The following is a 14,922-nucleotide window of genomic DNA, read 5'->3' as shown; positions in this document are numbered from 1 at the left end:
GGGAAGGATCATGTTGCGTTCCTTCTCTTTTCCACAAGCAAAACGCTCCCCTTGTTATTTTATTTGTTTGACTAAAATGTTAATGAATTGCAAAAATCACATTTTTCTTCATACTTTCTTATTATAGTGACGATCTTCTCATATTTTGGTGCAGTTCAGCCACGATGAAAAATCTAGCCATCAAAGCCATTTTCTCTGCAACAGTACTTGTTACTGCATTCGCGTTCGTCGGTTGTGATCAAGTGCCTAAAGAAAACCATCAAGTTGCTGAACCAAACACTGAGTTTGACTCAAACATCAGCACCGATGATGCCGATACAACAACACCGCAGGATATTCAAAAGCTAAGCAGTGGCAACCTATTTAATATGGTACGTGATATAGCACAACTACAGCTAAAAACTGATGATTATACGACTCTGCTCAAAAGCTCACAAAACCAGCTTGAGCAAGCGATTCAAGAAAAGAATACCCAGCAACTGCAAAATGCAACGACAGATCTCAAACAAAATTTGCATGCTTTACACGATACCTTACAAGCACTTCAACTAAAGAGTCATGAAGTCGATCAAATTCGTCAGAGTCTACTTAATGCAAATCAACAACTTTTAAAAATGCCACTCCTTCATGGTCAACTGGATATTAGCCAATTAGACCTTGAAAAAATTGAGCAGCAATTCAATCGTATTCAAATGGATATGCTTAAACTGGCAACACTTATATTAGGAAAAACGGATACTGAAACTCAGACAGACATCTAAATCTGCATTGTTTGCATCTGATAAGCGGGTTTAGCAACATCATTCGATGCATGTTGAACATTTGATAAGTGCAAACCATGTTGTGTCATCTGTTTATATTTTATGAGTTCGGCATTGAGTTTAATGACACGTTGTTTTAATTCAATCGACATAAACTGATCTGACTGTGCCAGAGCAACCCAGCCCGCTTGTACTCTACGCTTAGGATTTTCATAGGCAAGTTGTTGTTGCATCCATTGATGCAATTTCAATGCACGTTGATAAGCTTCAAATTTATACGCAAATAAAGTCGTGGAAATCACCGCTTCAGGAATTTTACCCATCAGCTTCATCTCAATTTGTCGAAGTTGATACGCATATAAATCAACGCGATATTTTAAAAGGTTGTGATTAAACCATTCGGCAAAATCAATGAGTAACTCCATTATCTGATTGCACTGTGCAACCAATTGTTGTTTTTCTTGCAACGGCTTTGCTTGCTCAACTTTCTGCACGCGCCAAGTACGATAAACAGCGAATCCGCCGACAACAAAAGCACCGATAGACCCCGAAACAAGTCCTCCAATCGCAGCGCCGATCGCCAAACTATTTTTGATCACGGAGTTCGATTGTTTATAAGCTAAATATGGACGGGAAACTGGCTGAGCTTGTGAGGCAGAAAAATTACGATACACCGCAAAGCCTGTATTCATCAGTGGAATTGAAACAAAGTCATCAACACCAACCACATGTTGCAAACTGGTTTGGGCAGTGCGTTGCACGGACTCATAACTCAATGCCAGATCAGCAAAAACAGAAGCATATTTCTCTTGCAGATGCGCCAATTCAATATTCACAATAATCGCAATATGCGGGTGACTTTTTGCAAAGGACTCTACTGCATCCGATGCTAAAGTACACTTCACCTGCATCGGTGTACCATCTACAATCAAGTCAAAACCTGCTAAGTGAGCGTGTTCTGCAAACTCAATCGTATGTCCCTGCTGGCTTAGGTTATAGGCGACTTGTTGCTTTGCCAAATAAGAGGATAAGCGTGTCAGAGCTGCATCATGATCATCATCAGGCGCTGGAATTTGTTTTAGATTATAAAAAGCATCAGGATGACCTTTAGACGCGGTGACCAAAGCATCCAAAACTAAGGGATTGATCTGTAAATAGTTCCAGATAAAACCCAGACGATAATGCGCAGGATGAATACCACTGACCAGTTTTAAGTCTCGACCTGTTAAAATTTTCTGCAAAGCATCATTGGCCGCTTTATGCCGATCCAAGCTCACCACAAGCTCACTGTTATTTAACAGCTTAGGTGCACTTTCAATCACATTTTTATAATAAGGCACGATAAACACATGGGTGACCAACCAATGGTTTAAAGAATGACCCATATATTTTAGTCGGTGTTGTAGATCGATCAGTAGCTTGGTTGATTCAACTGGACTGGATTGTAAGTGCTCAGGCAACATCAATGAAACAGCTCCTTGGGTTAACTGCTCATGTTTCGCTTGTTGCTGGATATGTTCTAAATTTCCCAAGTGCTGTAGGGCTTCAACTACATCACTATTACCCTGCTCATTGTGATGACGATTTCGACTCAATAGGCAGTGTATAAAATCATAATGAACACCTTCAGGCTGAATGGCTTGCTGCTGAAATACGATACGGTAGTTTTCAATTGCTGCTGACCAATCCTCTAAACGCTGATAAAAAGCAGCTAAAGCATACTTAATCTCAACATCATCATATTCAGCGTGTAATTGCTTCAATATTCTTAATTTTAGTGGGCTATCTTTACAGTTTGCTAACTGCGTTACCGTTTCATCGCGTTGTTGCTCGCTAAGGCCTTGGGTCAAATATTGCAGGCGAAATGCCACGCATTGTTCAAACCAAGCAAAACGATGGGCATGTTGCTGATAAGCAGGTATAAAAACTTGATGAATCAATGTAATTAAACGTAAAGAGCAATTTATTTCTTCTGTGGTATCGTGTTGAAAATGCCATGTTTTAGGCAAAGTGACCTGAAGTAGATGGCTGTATAAGCCCGCAGTTAATTCAGGTTGAGCAAGTGTGACCAACTTCAATTGATCTTTTACAGAAAAATGATGTCCCTGTTGTTCAATACGATCCAAGCGCAACTTTAAGACATTACTTGCTAACATATTTTTCCTAATTTTTTATTCAATATACTCGTTATTTATCGCTTAGCGTGACGTGATCCATATCGCACCAAGTCTTCATCATATTATGTTTTTAGATAATAAAAAAGCACCTTCAAGGTCGATATCAAGATCAACTTTGAAGGTGCTTAAATTGGATTTATATTTCTAATTCACCCAATTGAGAATAACAAAATAGAAGAATAGCCACCTTAAAGTGACGATTCGTTATTTCTTATCTAAACTAATCGTTGCTTTGCTACATTTACCAGACTGTGCGAATTGATATTCAGCAATCGCTTTTTTACCAGTTTGTTCATCGACTTGTTTTAGATTCGCCCCACCCGCTAACACGCCAGGTTTAATGTACTGCTGGATAAAATATTGTTTACCCGCTTCCGTCGTCAGTGCTAAATGATTTGGTGAAAACTCTGACTCTGTAGAAACCGTATGTTTTTGATTACCCGCCACTTCTTTTAAGAAGAACGTACCACGAGCCGTTTCGCCTAAACACTCGCCATCAATCCATACATCTTTTTTCAATGCAGCACCAACAATACTATTAGAGCGATAAACATAAATTGCGGCATTCCCTTCAGTGGGTGCATCCAGTTTTTTGGCTTGTTGTGACAATTGCGGTGTTGCTTGAGGCACTGAAGCACAACCAACGAATGCAAGGCTCAGTACAACAGAAAGTAAAATTTTCATTATGGTATTTCTCATTTGATTATAGAATGCGTGACGCACTTTATATGAAAATGACAATTATTTAAATATTGTTTTTAAGTTATTTTTCCATAAAAAAAGCCACCTGACGGTGGCTTTTTTTATCTCAAATCAGCAATTACATTGCACGATTTTTGATTTTACGAATCGTTTCAAGCTGAGCTGCTGTTTCAGCAAGCGAAGCAAGTGCAGCAGCAGAATCCAAATCACTCTTTTGATTCGCCAACAATTGTTCAGCTTGTTTACGAGCTTCCAAAATTGCTGCTTCATCTAAGTTGTCGGCACGGATTGCAGTATCTGCAAGCACGGTCACAACATGAGGTTGAACTTCTAACACGCCGCCTGATACATAAACAATTTCTTCTGTACCATTTTCCAACTGAACACGAATCGGTCCAGGCTGGAGTAAAGTTACAAGTGGAGCATGCCCAGGTAAAATACCAAGCTCACCACCTGCACCTTTAGCGATCAACATCGTTACTGTGCCAGAGTAAATTGACTCATTCACACTTACGACATCACATTGCATCGTCGCCATGAGAACCTCCTAAATTAGAGTTGCTAATTAAAGTTTCTCGGCCTTAGCAATCACTTCGTCAATACCACCCACCATATAGAACGCTTGTTCTGGGATGTGATCGTATTCACCAGCTAATAGACCTTTAAAGCCACGAATGGTTTCTTTAAGCGATACTAATTTACCAGGTGCACCAGTGAACACTTCAGCAACGTGGAATGGTTGAGAGAAGAAACGTTGGATTTTACGCGCACGGTAAACAACCAACTTATCTTCTTCAGCCAATTCATCCATACCCAAGATCGCGATGATGTCTTTAAGCTCTTTATAACGTTGCAAAATGTTCTGTACAGAACGTGCAATTTCATAATGCTCTTGACCAACAACCAATGGGTCTAGCTGACGTGAAGTTGAGTCAAGTGGATCGATCGCTGGATAAATACCAGAAGATGCGATGTCACGGCTCAATACAACTGTTGCATCTAAGTGAGCAAAGGTTGTTGCAGGCGATGGATCTGTTAAGTCATCGGCAGGTACGTATACTGCTTGGATCGATGTGATCGAACCCGTTTTAGTCGACGTAATACGCTCTTGAAGAACACCCATTTCCTCTGCAAGTGTCGGTTGGTAACCTACTGCAGATGGCATACGACCTAACAATGCTGATACTTCAGTACCTGCAAGTGTATAACGGTAAATGTTGTCGACGAATAATAATACGTCACGACCTTTACCATTTTCGTCTTTTTGATCACGGAAGTATTCAGCCATGGTCAAACCAGTTAACGCGACGCGTAAACGGTTACCCGGTGGCTCGTTCATCTGACCGTAGACCATTGCTACTTTGTCAAGAACGTTAGAATCTTTCATTTCGTGATAGAAGTCGTTACCTTCACGAGTACGCTCACCAACACCAGCAAACACAGATAAACCTGAGTGTGCTTTCGCGATGTTGTTGATCAACTCCATCATGTTAACGGTTTTACCAACACCAGCACCGCCGAATAGACCAACTTTACCACCTTTCGCAAACGGGCAAAGTAAGTCAATGACTTTAATACCAGTTTCCAAAAGATCAGTAGATGCAGCTTGGTCAGCATAAGAAGGGGCTTGACGATGAATCGGCAAACGCTCTTCAGTTGCAACAGGACCTGCTTCATCAATCGGGCGACCCAACACGTCCATAATACGGCCAAGCGTAGCTGGACCCACTGGAACTGAAATCGGTGCATTTGTACTGGTTACAGTAAGACCACGTTTAAGACCTTCTGTAGAACCCATTGCGATGGTACGAACTACACCATCGCCAAGCTGTTGCTGAACTTCTAATGTAGTTTCAGTACCGTCAACTTGGAGAGCGTCATAGATCTTAGGAACGCTATTGCGCTCAAACTCGACGTCGATAACCGCGCCGATGATCTGAATGATACGACCGCTACTCATTGCTGTCTCCTCAATTCAAACTTAATAATGTTAAACGGCAGCGGCACCGCCAACGATCTCGGAAATTTCCTGAGTAATCGCGGCTTGACGCAGCTTGTTGTAAATGAGTTGTAGGTCTTTAATCAACTGACCTGCGTTGTCGGTCGCTGCTTTCATTGCGACCATACGTGCAGATTGCTCACATGCGACGTTTTCAATCACACCTTGATAAACCATAGACTCGATATAGCGAACCAACAAACCATTTAACAATACTTCTGCTTCTGGTTCGTAGATATAATCCCAACCATAAGTACGGTTGAGGTCATCGCTTTCTTCTGCTGATGCTAAAGGAACAAGTTGATCTACTTTAGGCTGTTGAGTCATGGCATTGATGAAGCCATTTGAAACGAGATAGATACGATCTAATTCGCCTTTATCAAATGCATCAAGCATAACCTGCACTGAGCCAGTTAACTGTTCCAAACTCGGTGTATCACCAAGTTGGGTGGTCGCACCAAGCACTTTACCGCCGTAATTCTTAAAAAACGAAACCGCTTTTTGACCAATCAAAGCAAATTCAACTTCAATTGACTGCTGTTGTTGTGCTTTGACATGCTGCACAACTTTCTTGAACAAGTTAATGTTCAAGCCACCCGCCAAGCCACGATCTGAAGACACCACGATATAGCCAACGCGCTTTACAGGACGTTCAACCATATAACGGTGTTTATATTCAGGGTTTGCTTGTACCAAGTGAGCAATTACACGGCGCATATTATCGGCATACGGACGGCCCTGTGCCATGCGCTCTTGCGCACGACGCATTTTAGAAGCAGCTACCATTTGCATCGCGCGAGTAATCTTTTGCGTGCTCTTGATACTAGCAACTTTGGCGCGAATTTCTTTTAAATTTGCCATACGCTTAACCTAGTAGTCGAAAGCTCTTACGAGCTTCCGAAGGTTGATCCGTGAACCAAACTTAACTAAAGCTTAACTTAGTAAGTTTGAGTCGCTTTGAAGCTCTCAATACCTGCTTTGATTGCCGCTTCGATGTCTTTGTTATAATCACCAGTTTCATCGATCTGTTGCATTAACGCAGCTTTTTCAGAGCGGAAGTAAGAGATTAACGCAGCATCAAAGTCTACGATTTTCTTCACTTCAACGTCAGACATGTAGCCTTCGTTAGATGCATAAACAGAAACAGCTTGGTCAGCAATTGAGTAAGGCGCATATTGTTTCTGCTTCATTAACTCAGTTACACGTTGACCATGCTCAAGTTGTTTACGTGTTGCTTCATCAAGATCAGAAGCAAACTGAGCAAACGCAGCCAATTCACGGTATTGCGCTAAAGCAGTACGGATACCACCAGACAATTTTTTGATGATCTTCGTTTGAGCAGAACCACCAACACGCGATACAGAGATACCCGCGTTCACAGCAGGACGAATACCCGCGTTGAATAATGATGTTTCTAAGAAGATCTGACCGTCAGTAATCGAAATTACGTTGGTTGGTACGAATGCAGATACGTCACCCGCTTGAGTTTCAATGATCGGTAATGCAGTTAAAGAACCAGTTTTGCCTTTAACTTCACCGTTCGTGAATTTCTCAACATAGTCAGCAGAAACGCGCGAAGCACGTTCAAGAAGACGAGAGTGAAGATAGAATACGTCACCTGGATATGCTTCACGACCTGGTGGACGACGTAACAATAATGAGATTTGACGATAAGCAACTGCTTGCTTAGACAAATCATCATAAATAATTAACGCATCTTCACCGCGATCACGGAAGTATTCACCCATTGTACAACCAGAATACGGAGCCAAATACTGCATTGCTGCAGGATCAGCGGCCGCAGCTGCGACAACAGTTGTATACGCCATAGCGCCAGTTTCTTCTAGCTTACGTACTACGTTTGCAATTGTTGATTGTTTTTGACCAATCGCAACGTAAACACATTTAATGCCAGAGCTTTTCTGAGCGATGATCGCATCGATCGCCATTGCTGTTTTACCAGTTTGACGGTCACCAATAATCAACTCACGCTGACCACGACCCACAGGAATCATGGTGTCAACTGATTTATAACCAGTTTGAACAGGTTCGTCGACAGACTGACGCCAAATTACACCTGGTGCTACTTTTTCAACAGCATCAGTCAATTTTGCATCAATCGGGCCTTTACCATCAATTGGGTTACCCAAAGCGTCTACGACACGGCCAAGAAGTTCAGGACCAACCGGAACTTCTAATACACGACCTGTACAACGAGCTTTTTGACCTTCTTGAAGGCTTAGGTAGTTACCTAAAACAACGGCACCCACTGAATCCTGTTCTAGATTCAGTGCCATACCAAATAAGCCGCCGTCGAATTCGATCATTTCACCGTACATTGCATCTGCAAGACCGTGAATACGCACGATACCGTCAGATACCATGACGATGGTACCTTCATTCTTAGCGGTCGCGCTGGTGTCCAGATCGCTGATACGCTGTTTAATGAGCGCACTGATCTCGGATGGATTCAGTTGTTGCATTGCGCTATTCCTCAATCTTTTTTAAGTTCAGTCTTTTTGCTGTTAGGCAAGAAGACGAGTCCGCATTTTTTCAAGCTTGTTAAGCGCAGAGTCATCTATCACTTGGTCGCCTGCACGAATCACAACACCTGCGATGAGCGTTGGATCAACGTTCACAGTAACATGTACTGTTCTGTTAAAACGTTTTTCTAACGCATGAGCTAAAATATGCTCTTGTTTCGCATCCATTGGGAAAGCAGATTGAATCTCTACTTCCAATGTGTTGTTGTTCTGCGATTTAAGTAATTCATATTCTGCTGCGATTTCAGGTAACAATATTAAACGATCATTATCTGCAAGCAGTGTCAAAAAGTTCGACACCGATTGAGTTTGATCTTCACCTAGAATCTTAGCAAAAAGACCTACTTGCTCCGCAGGAGTCAGCTCAGGACGATTTAAATAAGCGGAAAATGCCTCATCTTGCACCGCAGCACTGAGCACTTGTAACGCATTTGACCAAGAGTCAGTTGCATTGTGCTCAGATGCATAAGCAAATGCTGCCTTAGCGTATGGGCGTGCCAACGTCAAGAATTCAGCCATATTTCCCTCGCTTAAAGTTTAGCAGCCAGCTGAGTCAGCATGGCATTATGAGCTTCTGCGTCAACTTGTTGGTTCAGAATTTTCTCTGCACCATCAACTGCCAAGGCAGCAACTTGTTGACGTAATTCTTCGCGAGCAGCATTGATGTCTTGATCAACAGTTTCTTTCGCCTGTTGACGAATACGTTCACCTTCAGCCGCAGCTTGGGTACGCGCTTCTTCGATCAATTGCGCTGCACGACGGTTCGCTTGTTCAATCAATTGAGCCGCTTGTGCTTTTGCTGCGTCGATCTCTTGCTTCACTTGTGATTGTGCATCAGCAAGGTCAGCTTTCGCTTTTTCAGCAGCATTTAAGCCATCAGCAATTTTACGCTGACGCTCACTAATTGCATTGATTAATGGTGGCCAAACAAACTTCATACAGAATGCGACAAATACCGCAAATGCAATCGCTTGGCCAATCAATGTGAGGTTGATATTCATTTCGCTATTCCTCAATATGTGGATTTAGGAATTAAGCTATTAACCTACAAATGGATTAGCGAAGATGAAGAACAAGCCAATACCAACACCGATCATAGGCACAGCATCAAGAAGACCCGCGATTAAGAACATACGAGTTTGAAGTTGTGGAGCCAATTCTGGTTGACGAGCTACAGCTTCTAAGAAGCGGCCACCTAAAAGACCGAAACCAATCGCAGTACCTAAAGCACCGAAAGCGATCAAGATAGCAGATGCAATTGCAACTAGACCTAAAGTGAGTTCCATGAAAAATTCCTCAGAGGTTAGGTTATTACCAAATTAAACTAAAATTTAAGCCCAACCATCAACTGATGATCAGGCAATACCATTAATGCTTTTCGCTTGCCATGCTCAAGTAAACGATGGTCAGCATCATAAAGATAAATGCTTGCAACGTGATTACAAGAATGTGGAAAATAGCCCAAGGCACAGATAATGCCCACTGGATCCAGAACGGTAATAATGCGATCAAGATGAAGATCAACTCACCCGCATACATGTTACCGAACAGTCGAAGAGCCAACGAAACTGGACGAGCAAGGAAAGTTACTAATTCCAAAATTAAGTTCACTGGAATCAATAACGCTTTTGCAAATTTGTTACTTGGGTTGAATGGGTTAAGTGCCAATTCACCGACGAAACCGCCGATCCCTTTCTCACGAACACTATAGAACAAGATCAATGCAAATACTGACAAGGACATACCTAGGGTAATGTTCGGGTCAGTAGTTGGTACGATCTTGAAGTAAACGTGGTGAGGGTCCATGCCAAATACACTTGCACCAATCTGTTGAGCTAAATAAGGAATCCAGTCAACAGGGATTAAATCCATTAAGTTCATGAGGAAAATCCACACGAAAATGGTTAATGCCAATGGCGCAATTAAACGCGATTTGCCGTGGAAAGTATCACGAACACTTGAGTCCACAAACTCGATAATCATTTCAATTGCAGACTGGAATTTTGTTGGTACACCTGCATTTGCAGCTTTCGCAACGATCCAGAACATTAAGCAAAAAATGATGCCAAGTCCGATAGACCAACCCATTGAATCCAAGTGAATTGCAGTGAACCCCATCGATTGAGCTTCTTCAGCAGTCTCAGCTAACTTCCATGAGCCGTCTGGCATTTTGCCATAGGTCATATTGGTCAAGTGATGCTTGATATACTCGGTCGAAGTCAGGGCATGTTCTTCAGCAGCCATAAATCACACCTGGTCAATGTCAATCATTAAAAGAAGGGCAATGAATATTGCGAACTGCGAATATCTCACGCTACCCTCCAAAAATCTCAAAAAAGTGTCTTACACTTGTTTTTGCAGACGTGTCACCCAAAATGGTGCGACCCACGACATCGCTTGAACAAGGATAAATCCACCAAACAATGCAACCGGTGATAGTGGTTCAACATTGCTTAAAATTAAAATAAAACCCACGATCACAATTGCAAACTTGCCGAGTATTCCTCGATACATGTTGAGCATGACTTGTTTTGATGCTCTTGCGCCCGCCGTTCTAAACGACTGCCAAGCAAAATAACAGTGTGCTAACCAACAAACCGAAGCCCCAAGCGCAGCACTCATCGCAGCAGTTATATCTTTCATCATCCATGCCAGCAAAGCTGCAATTGGAATCATACATGCTTGTAAGAAGACCAAAGCTTTTGCCAATCGTCGGTCAATCAATCGACTAGTCCGGCTCATTTTTTATCCACTCACAACATAACTGCTTGACAAGTTTTAATACGGATCGTTTCGAATCGCAGGCATTATAGAGTTACACCCCTGAACATGCAATCTTTTCTCGACCTAAGTCTGCTTTTTTCGTTACCCTATTTTCTGACGATAGAGTCAACGCTTTTTTAATTTTCTGATTAATTTTGGGCACTTAATACACATTTATCAGTTTTTGTAGCCAATTTCTTCCAAGCGGAGATAAAATTGTCCTCACCATTCATACTTTCATCCACAGTCTCAAAAATGACAGGATTCAGTCTTCGATACTGGCTACTGCTGGCTGAAATTTCAGCCAATAAACACATTTGTGTCTTAGGTCGACTGTCTTTTAAGTATTTAATTTGTGCAGCTGTAGGCGCAATATGTGGGTCATTGGTAAGTGCACCAGCAAACTTTAAATTCAATGCGCGTTCCAAGTATTGATAAGCATCATGGTATGACCAATAAGGTTTCGCTTTATTGCTTCCCTCATACTGTTGAGCTGCTTGTCGCATCTGTTGTGCGAAATCTCTAGCATTGGCTAAGTATTTGGCTTTATTTTCTGGGTACTGCTGTGAACGTAATGTCGCGATAAAAAAAGCAATACGTACTGCATTATTTGGTTCTAACCAAACATGACTGTCAATGGTATTTTCTAGTGATGCGCCACGTAAATTACGTTGCGGTAATATCGTTAAGATCCCCATATCCAATAACGCAACGGCTTTACGATTTTGATGTAGCAATCTCTCTAATGGGGCTTCGTGTGCTTTTCCAAGCCACACCACCAAAGAAGCATCTTGGATTGCTTTACGATGTGCTGGTGTGAGTTGCACATCATGCCCCGTTTGATCACTCAGTAAAAGTACTGGGGTTTCTATCCCATTGGTGACTTCTTTTGCAATCAAATAAATTGGATGTGTTGACACGACCAAACTTTGTGTCCAGCCCCATGTGCTTAACATTGAAAACGAGACAAATAGAAAAAGGCGCAACATCACAACACTACTCAACTTAGCAAAGCATGTTATAATATAACAAAAGTTAAAAAATACCTATGTCTATTTTATCTTCTTAACGTCATTCCTTGCTTGGATGACTTATATAGTTAGTTCCAAATGAATTGCATGTTATGATATACGGTCCGTTGACATTTCACAGATACTTAGCGCGCTCATCTACAGCACAAGGTATTTGGTTAGTTAAAGTTATCCGTGATAGATCAACCGATTCAAGGCAAACAATGAGGTCCATTTATGAGTTCTTGCTCACATGAACATGACAACGCTTTACACGGTGTTCATGGTCATCATGATATTAAAGCTCGACTCGCAGAAGCAGAACTTTTATGTGCTGCAACTGGCGCTCGACTGACTCCTCTACGTAAAGAAGTCCTTGAACTGATATTAAATGCATCTGCGCCCATGGGTGCTTATGACTTATTGGCAAAAATTAAAGGCCAAGCAGACCGCCCTGCTGCGCCGCCGACGGTATACAGAACATTGGATTTCTTATTAGAAAAGGGACTGATCCATCGTTTAACGTCTATTAATGCTTATATTCCGTGTTGTCACCCACGTGAAGGACATCAAGCTGCGTTTTTAATTTGTACTGAATGCCGCTCTGTCAAAGAGGCTTCCGCACAAGGGCTGCTTCAGCAACTTGATCAACTTGCAACCTCCGATCAGTTTTCTGCTCAACACAGCATCATTGAAATTTCTGGAAAATGTCATCAGTGCAGCAAATCGCAGTAAGCTCTCCCCTGATTCAGTTGGAAAATATCTCTGTCCAACGTGATGAGCGCGTTATTTTGAGAAATGTTGATTTTGCACTACAAGCAAAAGAAATTGTGACGCTGATTGGCCCGAATGGCGCTGGCAAGTCAACACTCATCAAAGTATTACTGGGCATCATGTCGCCCAATCAAGGCAAAGTTCACTTTGCTAAAAAACTTAAGATGGCCTATGTTCCACAGAAGTTCAATCCATCTGCCAGTCTACCGTTACGTGTGCAGGACTTACTCGATTTAGAAATTTGTGCAGCAAGTTTACGCCAAGAAATCATGGCGGATACAGGCATTCTTCAATTACAACACTCAAAAGTACAACAACTCTCTGGGGGTGAACGTCAACGCGTGTTACTGGCGCGTGCTTTATTGCGCCAACCTGATATTTTGGTGCTGGATGAACCGATGCAAGGCTTAGACATCCAATCTGAAGCAGAGCTATATGAATATGTCCGCAGCTTGCCCGAGCGATATGGTTGTGCCGTACTGATGGTTTCACATGACTTACAATGGGTCATGCAAGGGACACATCGTGTTGTGTGTCTGAATAAACATATTTGCTGTAGCGGTTTGCCTGAAAGCATTCAACAACATCCTGAATACCAAGCTATTTTTGGGACGCAACGCATGTTCTATCAACACCATCATGATGATTGTGCACATAGCGATCATGTCGAACCATGTACACATGACCCACGCCCTCACATTCACCCTGAACCAAAGGTCTAAGCAATGATGGAATGGTTACAACTGCTGCTCCCTGCTTGGATTATGGGTACACTTCTGGTATTTCTAACCGCCCCTTTGGGCTGCTTGATGCTGTGGCGCAGAATGTCATTCTTCGCCGATACCATGGCACACGGCACCTTACTCGGTGTTGCCATTGCAGGCATACTGAATTTACCTTTTTGGCTTGGTGTTGCGTGTTTAGCCGTCTTGCTGGTTGCTATTTTATGGATTTTGCACGATTCGCGCCTGCCCAATGATGCACTGCTTGCTTTATGCTCAGCCACCTTACTTTGTTCAGGTTTATTACTGATCCAACAAATTCCAAGCTTACGCCCAGAACTATTAAGCTACTTGTTTGGTGATTTACTCAGTGTTGAATGGGCTGAATTGCCAATCTTTGCTGTGGTGATTGCGGGCGCACTTATCGCGCTATATCGCTCTTGGTCGGCACAGATTCAAATTGCGATTGACCCAGATGTTGCCATGAGTGAAGGCGTAAATGCACACTGGCAACGTTTGATTTTCATGTTACTACTGGCATTGTTTACCGTGCTGGCATTACGTGCAGTCGGCTCGTTACTGATGGGCGCACTATTAGTTATTCCAGCGCTGAGTGCTCGCTTATTGGCACATTCCCCTAAACAAATGGTGATTTGGGCATTTATATTGGCTCAATTTGGCATCACGGTTGGCCTATGGTCAAGTGCGGCATTAAACATTGCCACTGGCTTAAGTATTGTCTTATGTATGGCACTTTGTTTTGCGCTAATTTTCACAGCACAAAAATTAAAAAGTCGATCGCAATCAATTTAACCCTGTTTAGCTTGATTGCTGAATCGCACTAAGCAATAGTGCGGCACAACCAAACATCATCGCAAAACCTCGATTTAAATACTTTTGTTGCCTAGGCGAACGCAATAATCTCAATACTTTTGAAGCCAAACCGGTATATCCCGCCATCACTATCAGATCAATCGCCACCATCGTTGCTGCCATGATCAAATATTGCAGCCATTGTGGTCGAGATAAATCTAAAAACTGAGGCAACACCGCCAATAAAAATACAATTGCTTTGGGATTACTGATATTCACCACAAAACCATTGAGCATTAGATTTAAGGCCGATTTATGCTTTTGTTCATGTTCAATTTGAATCGTTTTAATCGGTGCAGTCCACTGTTGATATGCTAAATAGATCAGATAGCCCACCCCAAACCACTTCACCACTTGAAACGCCAATGGCGTCGTCGCAAAAAGCACCCCCACCCCAGCCGCAACAATCATGATTTGAATCAGCAGTGCAATCTGTAATCCAATCACATTCCAATACCCATGCTTAAACCCATAGTTCAAGCCATTGGACATCGAAGCAATTGCACCTGCACCCGGCGAAACACTAATCGCACAGCATGCCAACATAAAAGCAAACCAGACCTGTAAAGACATAATCAAAGAGCAAAATAAAAGTTGA

The 14,922-nt window shown here is 42.3% G+C and carries 17 protein-coding genes; 4 read left to right on the top strand and 13 right to left on the bottom strand.

The features are described 5' to 3' along the window. Window positions 1–164 precede the first annotated feature (164 nt). Window positions 165–761, top strand: a complete 597-nt coding sequence (locus F903_RS03315) for a hypothetical protein (RefSeq protein ID WP_005194600.1) — start codon at window positions 165–167, stop codon at window positions 759–761. Here F903_RS03315 and F903_RS03310 read toward each other — a convergent pair. The 12 genes from F903_RS03310 to F903_RS03255 form a co-directional block, all read right to left on the bottom strand. Beyond that, window positions 758–2,917, bottom strand: a complete 2,160-nt coding sequence (locus F903_RS03310; RefSeq protein WP_005194597.1) for a hypothetical protein — start codon at window positions 2,915–2,917, stop codon at window positions 758–760. The genes F903_RS03315 and F903_RS03310 overlap by 4 nt on opposite strands. Window positions 2,918–3,142: 225 nt before the next feature. Then, window positions 3,143–3,622, bottom strand: a complete 480-nt coding sequence (locus F903_RS03305) for a DUF2846 domain-containing protein (protein ID WP_005194595.1) — start codon at window positions 3,620–3,622, stop codon at window positions 3,143–3,145. 136 nt (window positions 3,623–3,758) lie between these two features. Further along, the gene (locus F903_RS03300) at window positions 3,759–4,178 is read right to left on the bottom strand and encodes a F0F1 ATP synthase subunit epsilon (RefSeq protein ID WP_004668114.1); all 420 of its coding nucleotides are present in this window, start codon (window positions 4,176–4,178) and stop codon (window positions 3,759–3,761) included. Window positions 4,179–4,205: 27 nt separating this feature from the next. Beyond that, window positions 4,206–5,600 carry a F0F1 ATP synthase subunit beta gene (gene atpD / locus F903_RS03295; protein ID WP_004668113.1) on the bottom strand — a complete coding sequence of 465 codons (1,395 nt, stop codon included), beginning with the start codon at window positions 5,598–5,600 and terminating at the stop codon, window positions 4,206–4,208. A gap of 30 nt (window positions 5,601–5,630) precedes the next feature. After that, the gene (gene atpG, locus F903_RS03290; protein ID WP_004668112.1) at window positions 5,631–6,500 is read right to left on the bottom strand and encodes a F0F1 ATP synthase subunit gamma; all 870 of its coding nucleotides are present in this window, start codon (window positions 6,498–6,500) and stop codon (window positions 5,631–5,633) included. 77 nt (window positions 6,501–6,577) lie between these two features. Next, window positions 6,578–8,122 carry a F0F1 ATP synthase subunit alpha gene (gene atpA / locus F903_RS03285; RefSeq protein ID WP_004668110.1) on the bottom strand — a complete coding sequence of 515 codons (1,545 nt, stop codon included), beginning with the start codon at window positions 8,120–8,122 and terminating at the stop codon, window positions 6,578–6,580. Between the two features lie 42 nt (window positions 8,123–8,164). After that, window positions 8,165–8,701 carry a F0F1 ATP synthase subunit delta gene (locus F903_RS03280; protein WP_004668108.1) on the bottom strand — a complete coding sequence of 179 codons (537 nt, stop codon included), beginning with the start codon at window positions 8,699–8,701 and terminating at the stop codon, window positions 8,165–8,167. An 11-nt stretch (window positions 8,702–8,712) separates the two neighbouring features. Next, window positions 8,713–9,183 carry a F0F1 ATP synthase subunit B gene (locus tag F903_RS03275; protein WP_004668107.1) on the bottom strand — a complete coding sequence of 157 codons (471 nt, stop codon included), beginning with the start codon at window positions 9,181–9,183 and terminating at the stop codon, window positions 8,713–8,715. 39 nt (window positions 9,184–9,222) lie between these two features. Further along, window positions 9,223–9,468 carry a F0F1 ATP synthase subunit C gene (gene atpE, locus F903_RS03270; protein ID WP_000424060.1) on the bottom strand — a complete coding sequence of 82 codons (246 nt, stop codon included), beginning with the start codon at window positions 9,466–9,468 and terminating at the stop codon, window positions 9,223–9,225. A gap of 82 nt (window positions 9,469–9,550) precedes the next feature. Next, complete coding sequence (gene atpB, locus F903_RS03265) at window positions 9,551–10,426, bottom strand: F0F1 ATP synthase subunit A (protein ID WP_004668106.1); 876 nt, start codon at window positions 10,424–10,426, stop codon at window positions 9,551–9,553. A 99-nt stretch (window positions 10,427–10,525) separates the two neighbouring features. Continuing rightward, on the bottom strand, window positions 10,526–10,924 hold the full coding sequence (locus tag F903_RS03260; RefSeq protein ID WP_005194588.1) for an ATP synthase subunit I: 399 nt from the start codon (window positions 10,922–10,924) through the stop codon (window positions 10,526–10,528). Window positions 10,925–11,094: 170 nt separating this feature from the next. Beyond that, window positions 11,095–11,934: a metal ABC transporter solute-binding protein, Zn/Mn family gene (locus F903_RS03255; protein WP_005194587.1), complete on the bottom strand. Its 840-nt coding sequence runs from the start codon at window positions 11,932–11,934 to the stop codon at window positions 11,095–11,097. A gap of 258 nt (window positions 11,935–12,192) precedes the next feature. Here F903_RS03255 and F903_RS03250 point away from each other — a divergent pair, with 258 nt between their 5' ends. The 3 genes from F903_RS03250 to znuB are packed head-to-tail and all read left to right on the top strand — an operon-like array spanning window position 12,193 to window position 14,264. Beyond that, window positions 12,193–12,690, top strand: a complete 498-nt coding sequence (locus F903_RS03250; RefSeq protein ID WP_005194585.1) for a transcriptional repressor — start codon at window positions 12,193–12,195, stop codon at window positions 12,688–12,690. Further along, window positions 12,663–13,451, top strand: coding sequence for a zinc ABC transporter ATP-binding protein ZnuC (znuC, locus tag F903_RS03245; RefSeq protein WP_004668102.1), 789 nt, complete (start codon window positions 12,663–12,665; stop codon window positions 13,449–13,451). Before F903_RS03250 ends, znuC begins: the two co-directional genes overlap by 28 nt. A 3-nt stretch (window positions 13,452–13,454) precedes the next feature. Further along, window positions 13,455–14,264: a zinc ABC transporter permease subunit ZnuB gene (gene znuB, locus F903_RS03240; protein ID WP_005194582.1), complete on the top strand. Its 810-nt coding sequence runs from the start codon at window positions 13,455–13,457 to the stop codon at window positions 14,262–14,264. 6 nt (window positions 14,265–14,270) lie between these two features. Here znuB and F903_RS03235 read toward each other — a convergent pair whose 3' ends face one another. Then, complete coding sequence (locus F903_RS03235) at window positions 14,271–14,897, bottom strand: LysE family transporter (protein WP_005194580.1); 627 nt, start codon at window positions 14,895–14,897, stop codon at window positions 14,271–14,273. Between the last annotated feature and the right edge of the window lie 25 nt (window positions 14,898–14,922).

It is taken from the genome of Acinetobacter sp. NIPH 298 (assembly GCF_000369505.1).
Classification (GTDB): Bacteria; Pseudomonadota; Gammaproteobacteria; order Pseudomonadales; family Moraxellaceae; genus Acinetobacter.
The sequence above is the reverse complement of the archived record's forward strand: the minus strand, read 5'-3'. Positions and strand labels throughout refer to the sequence as shown.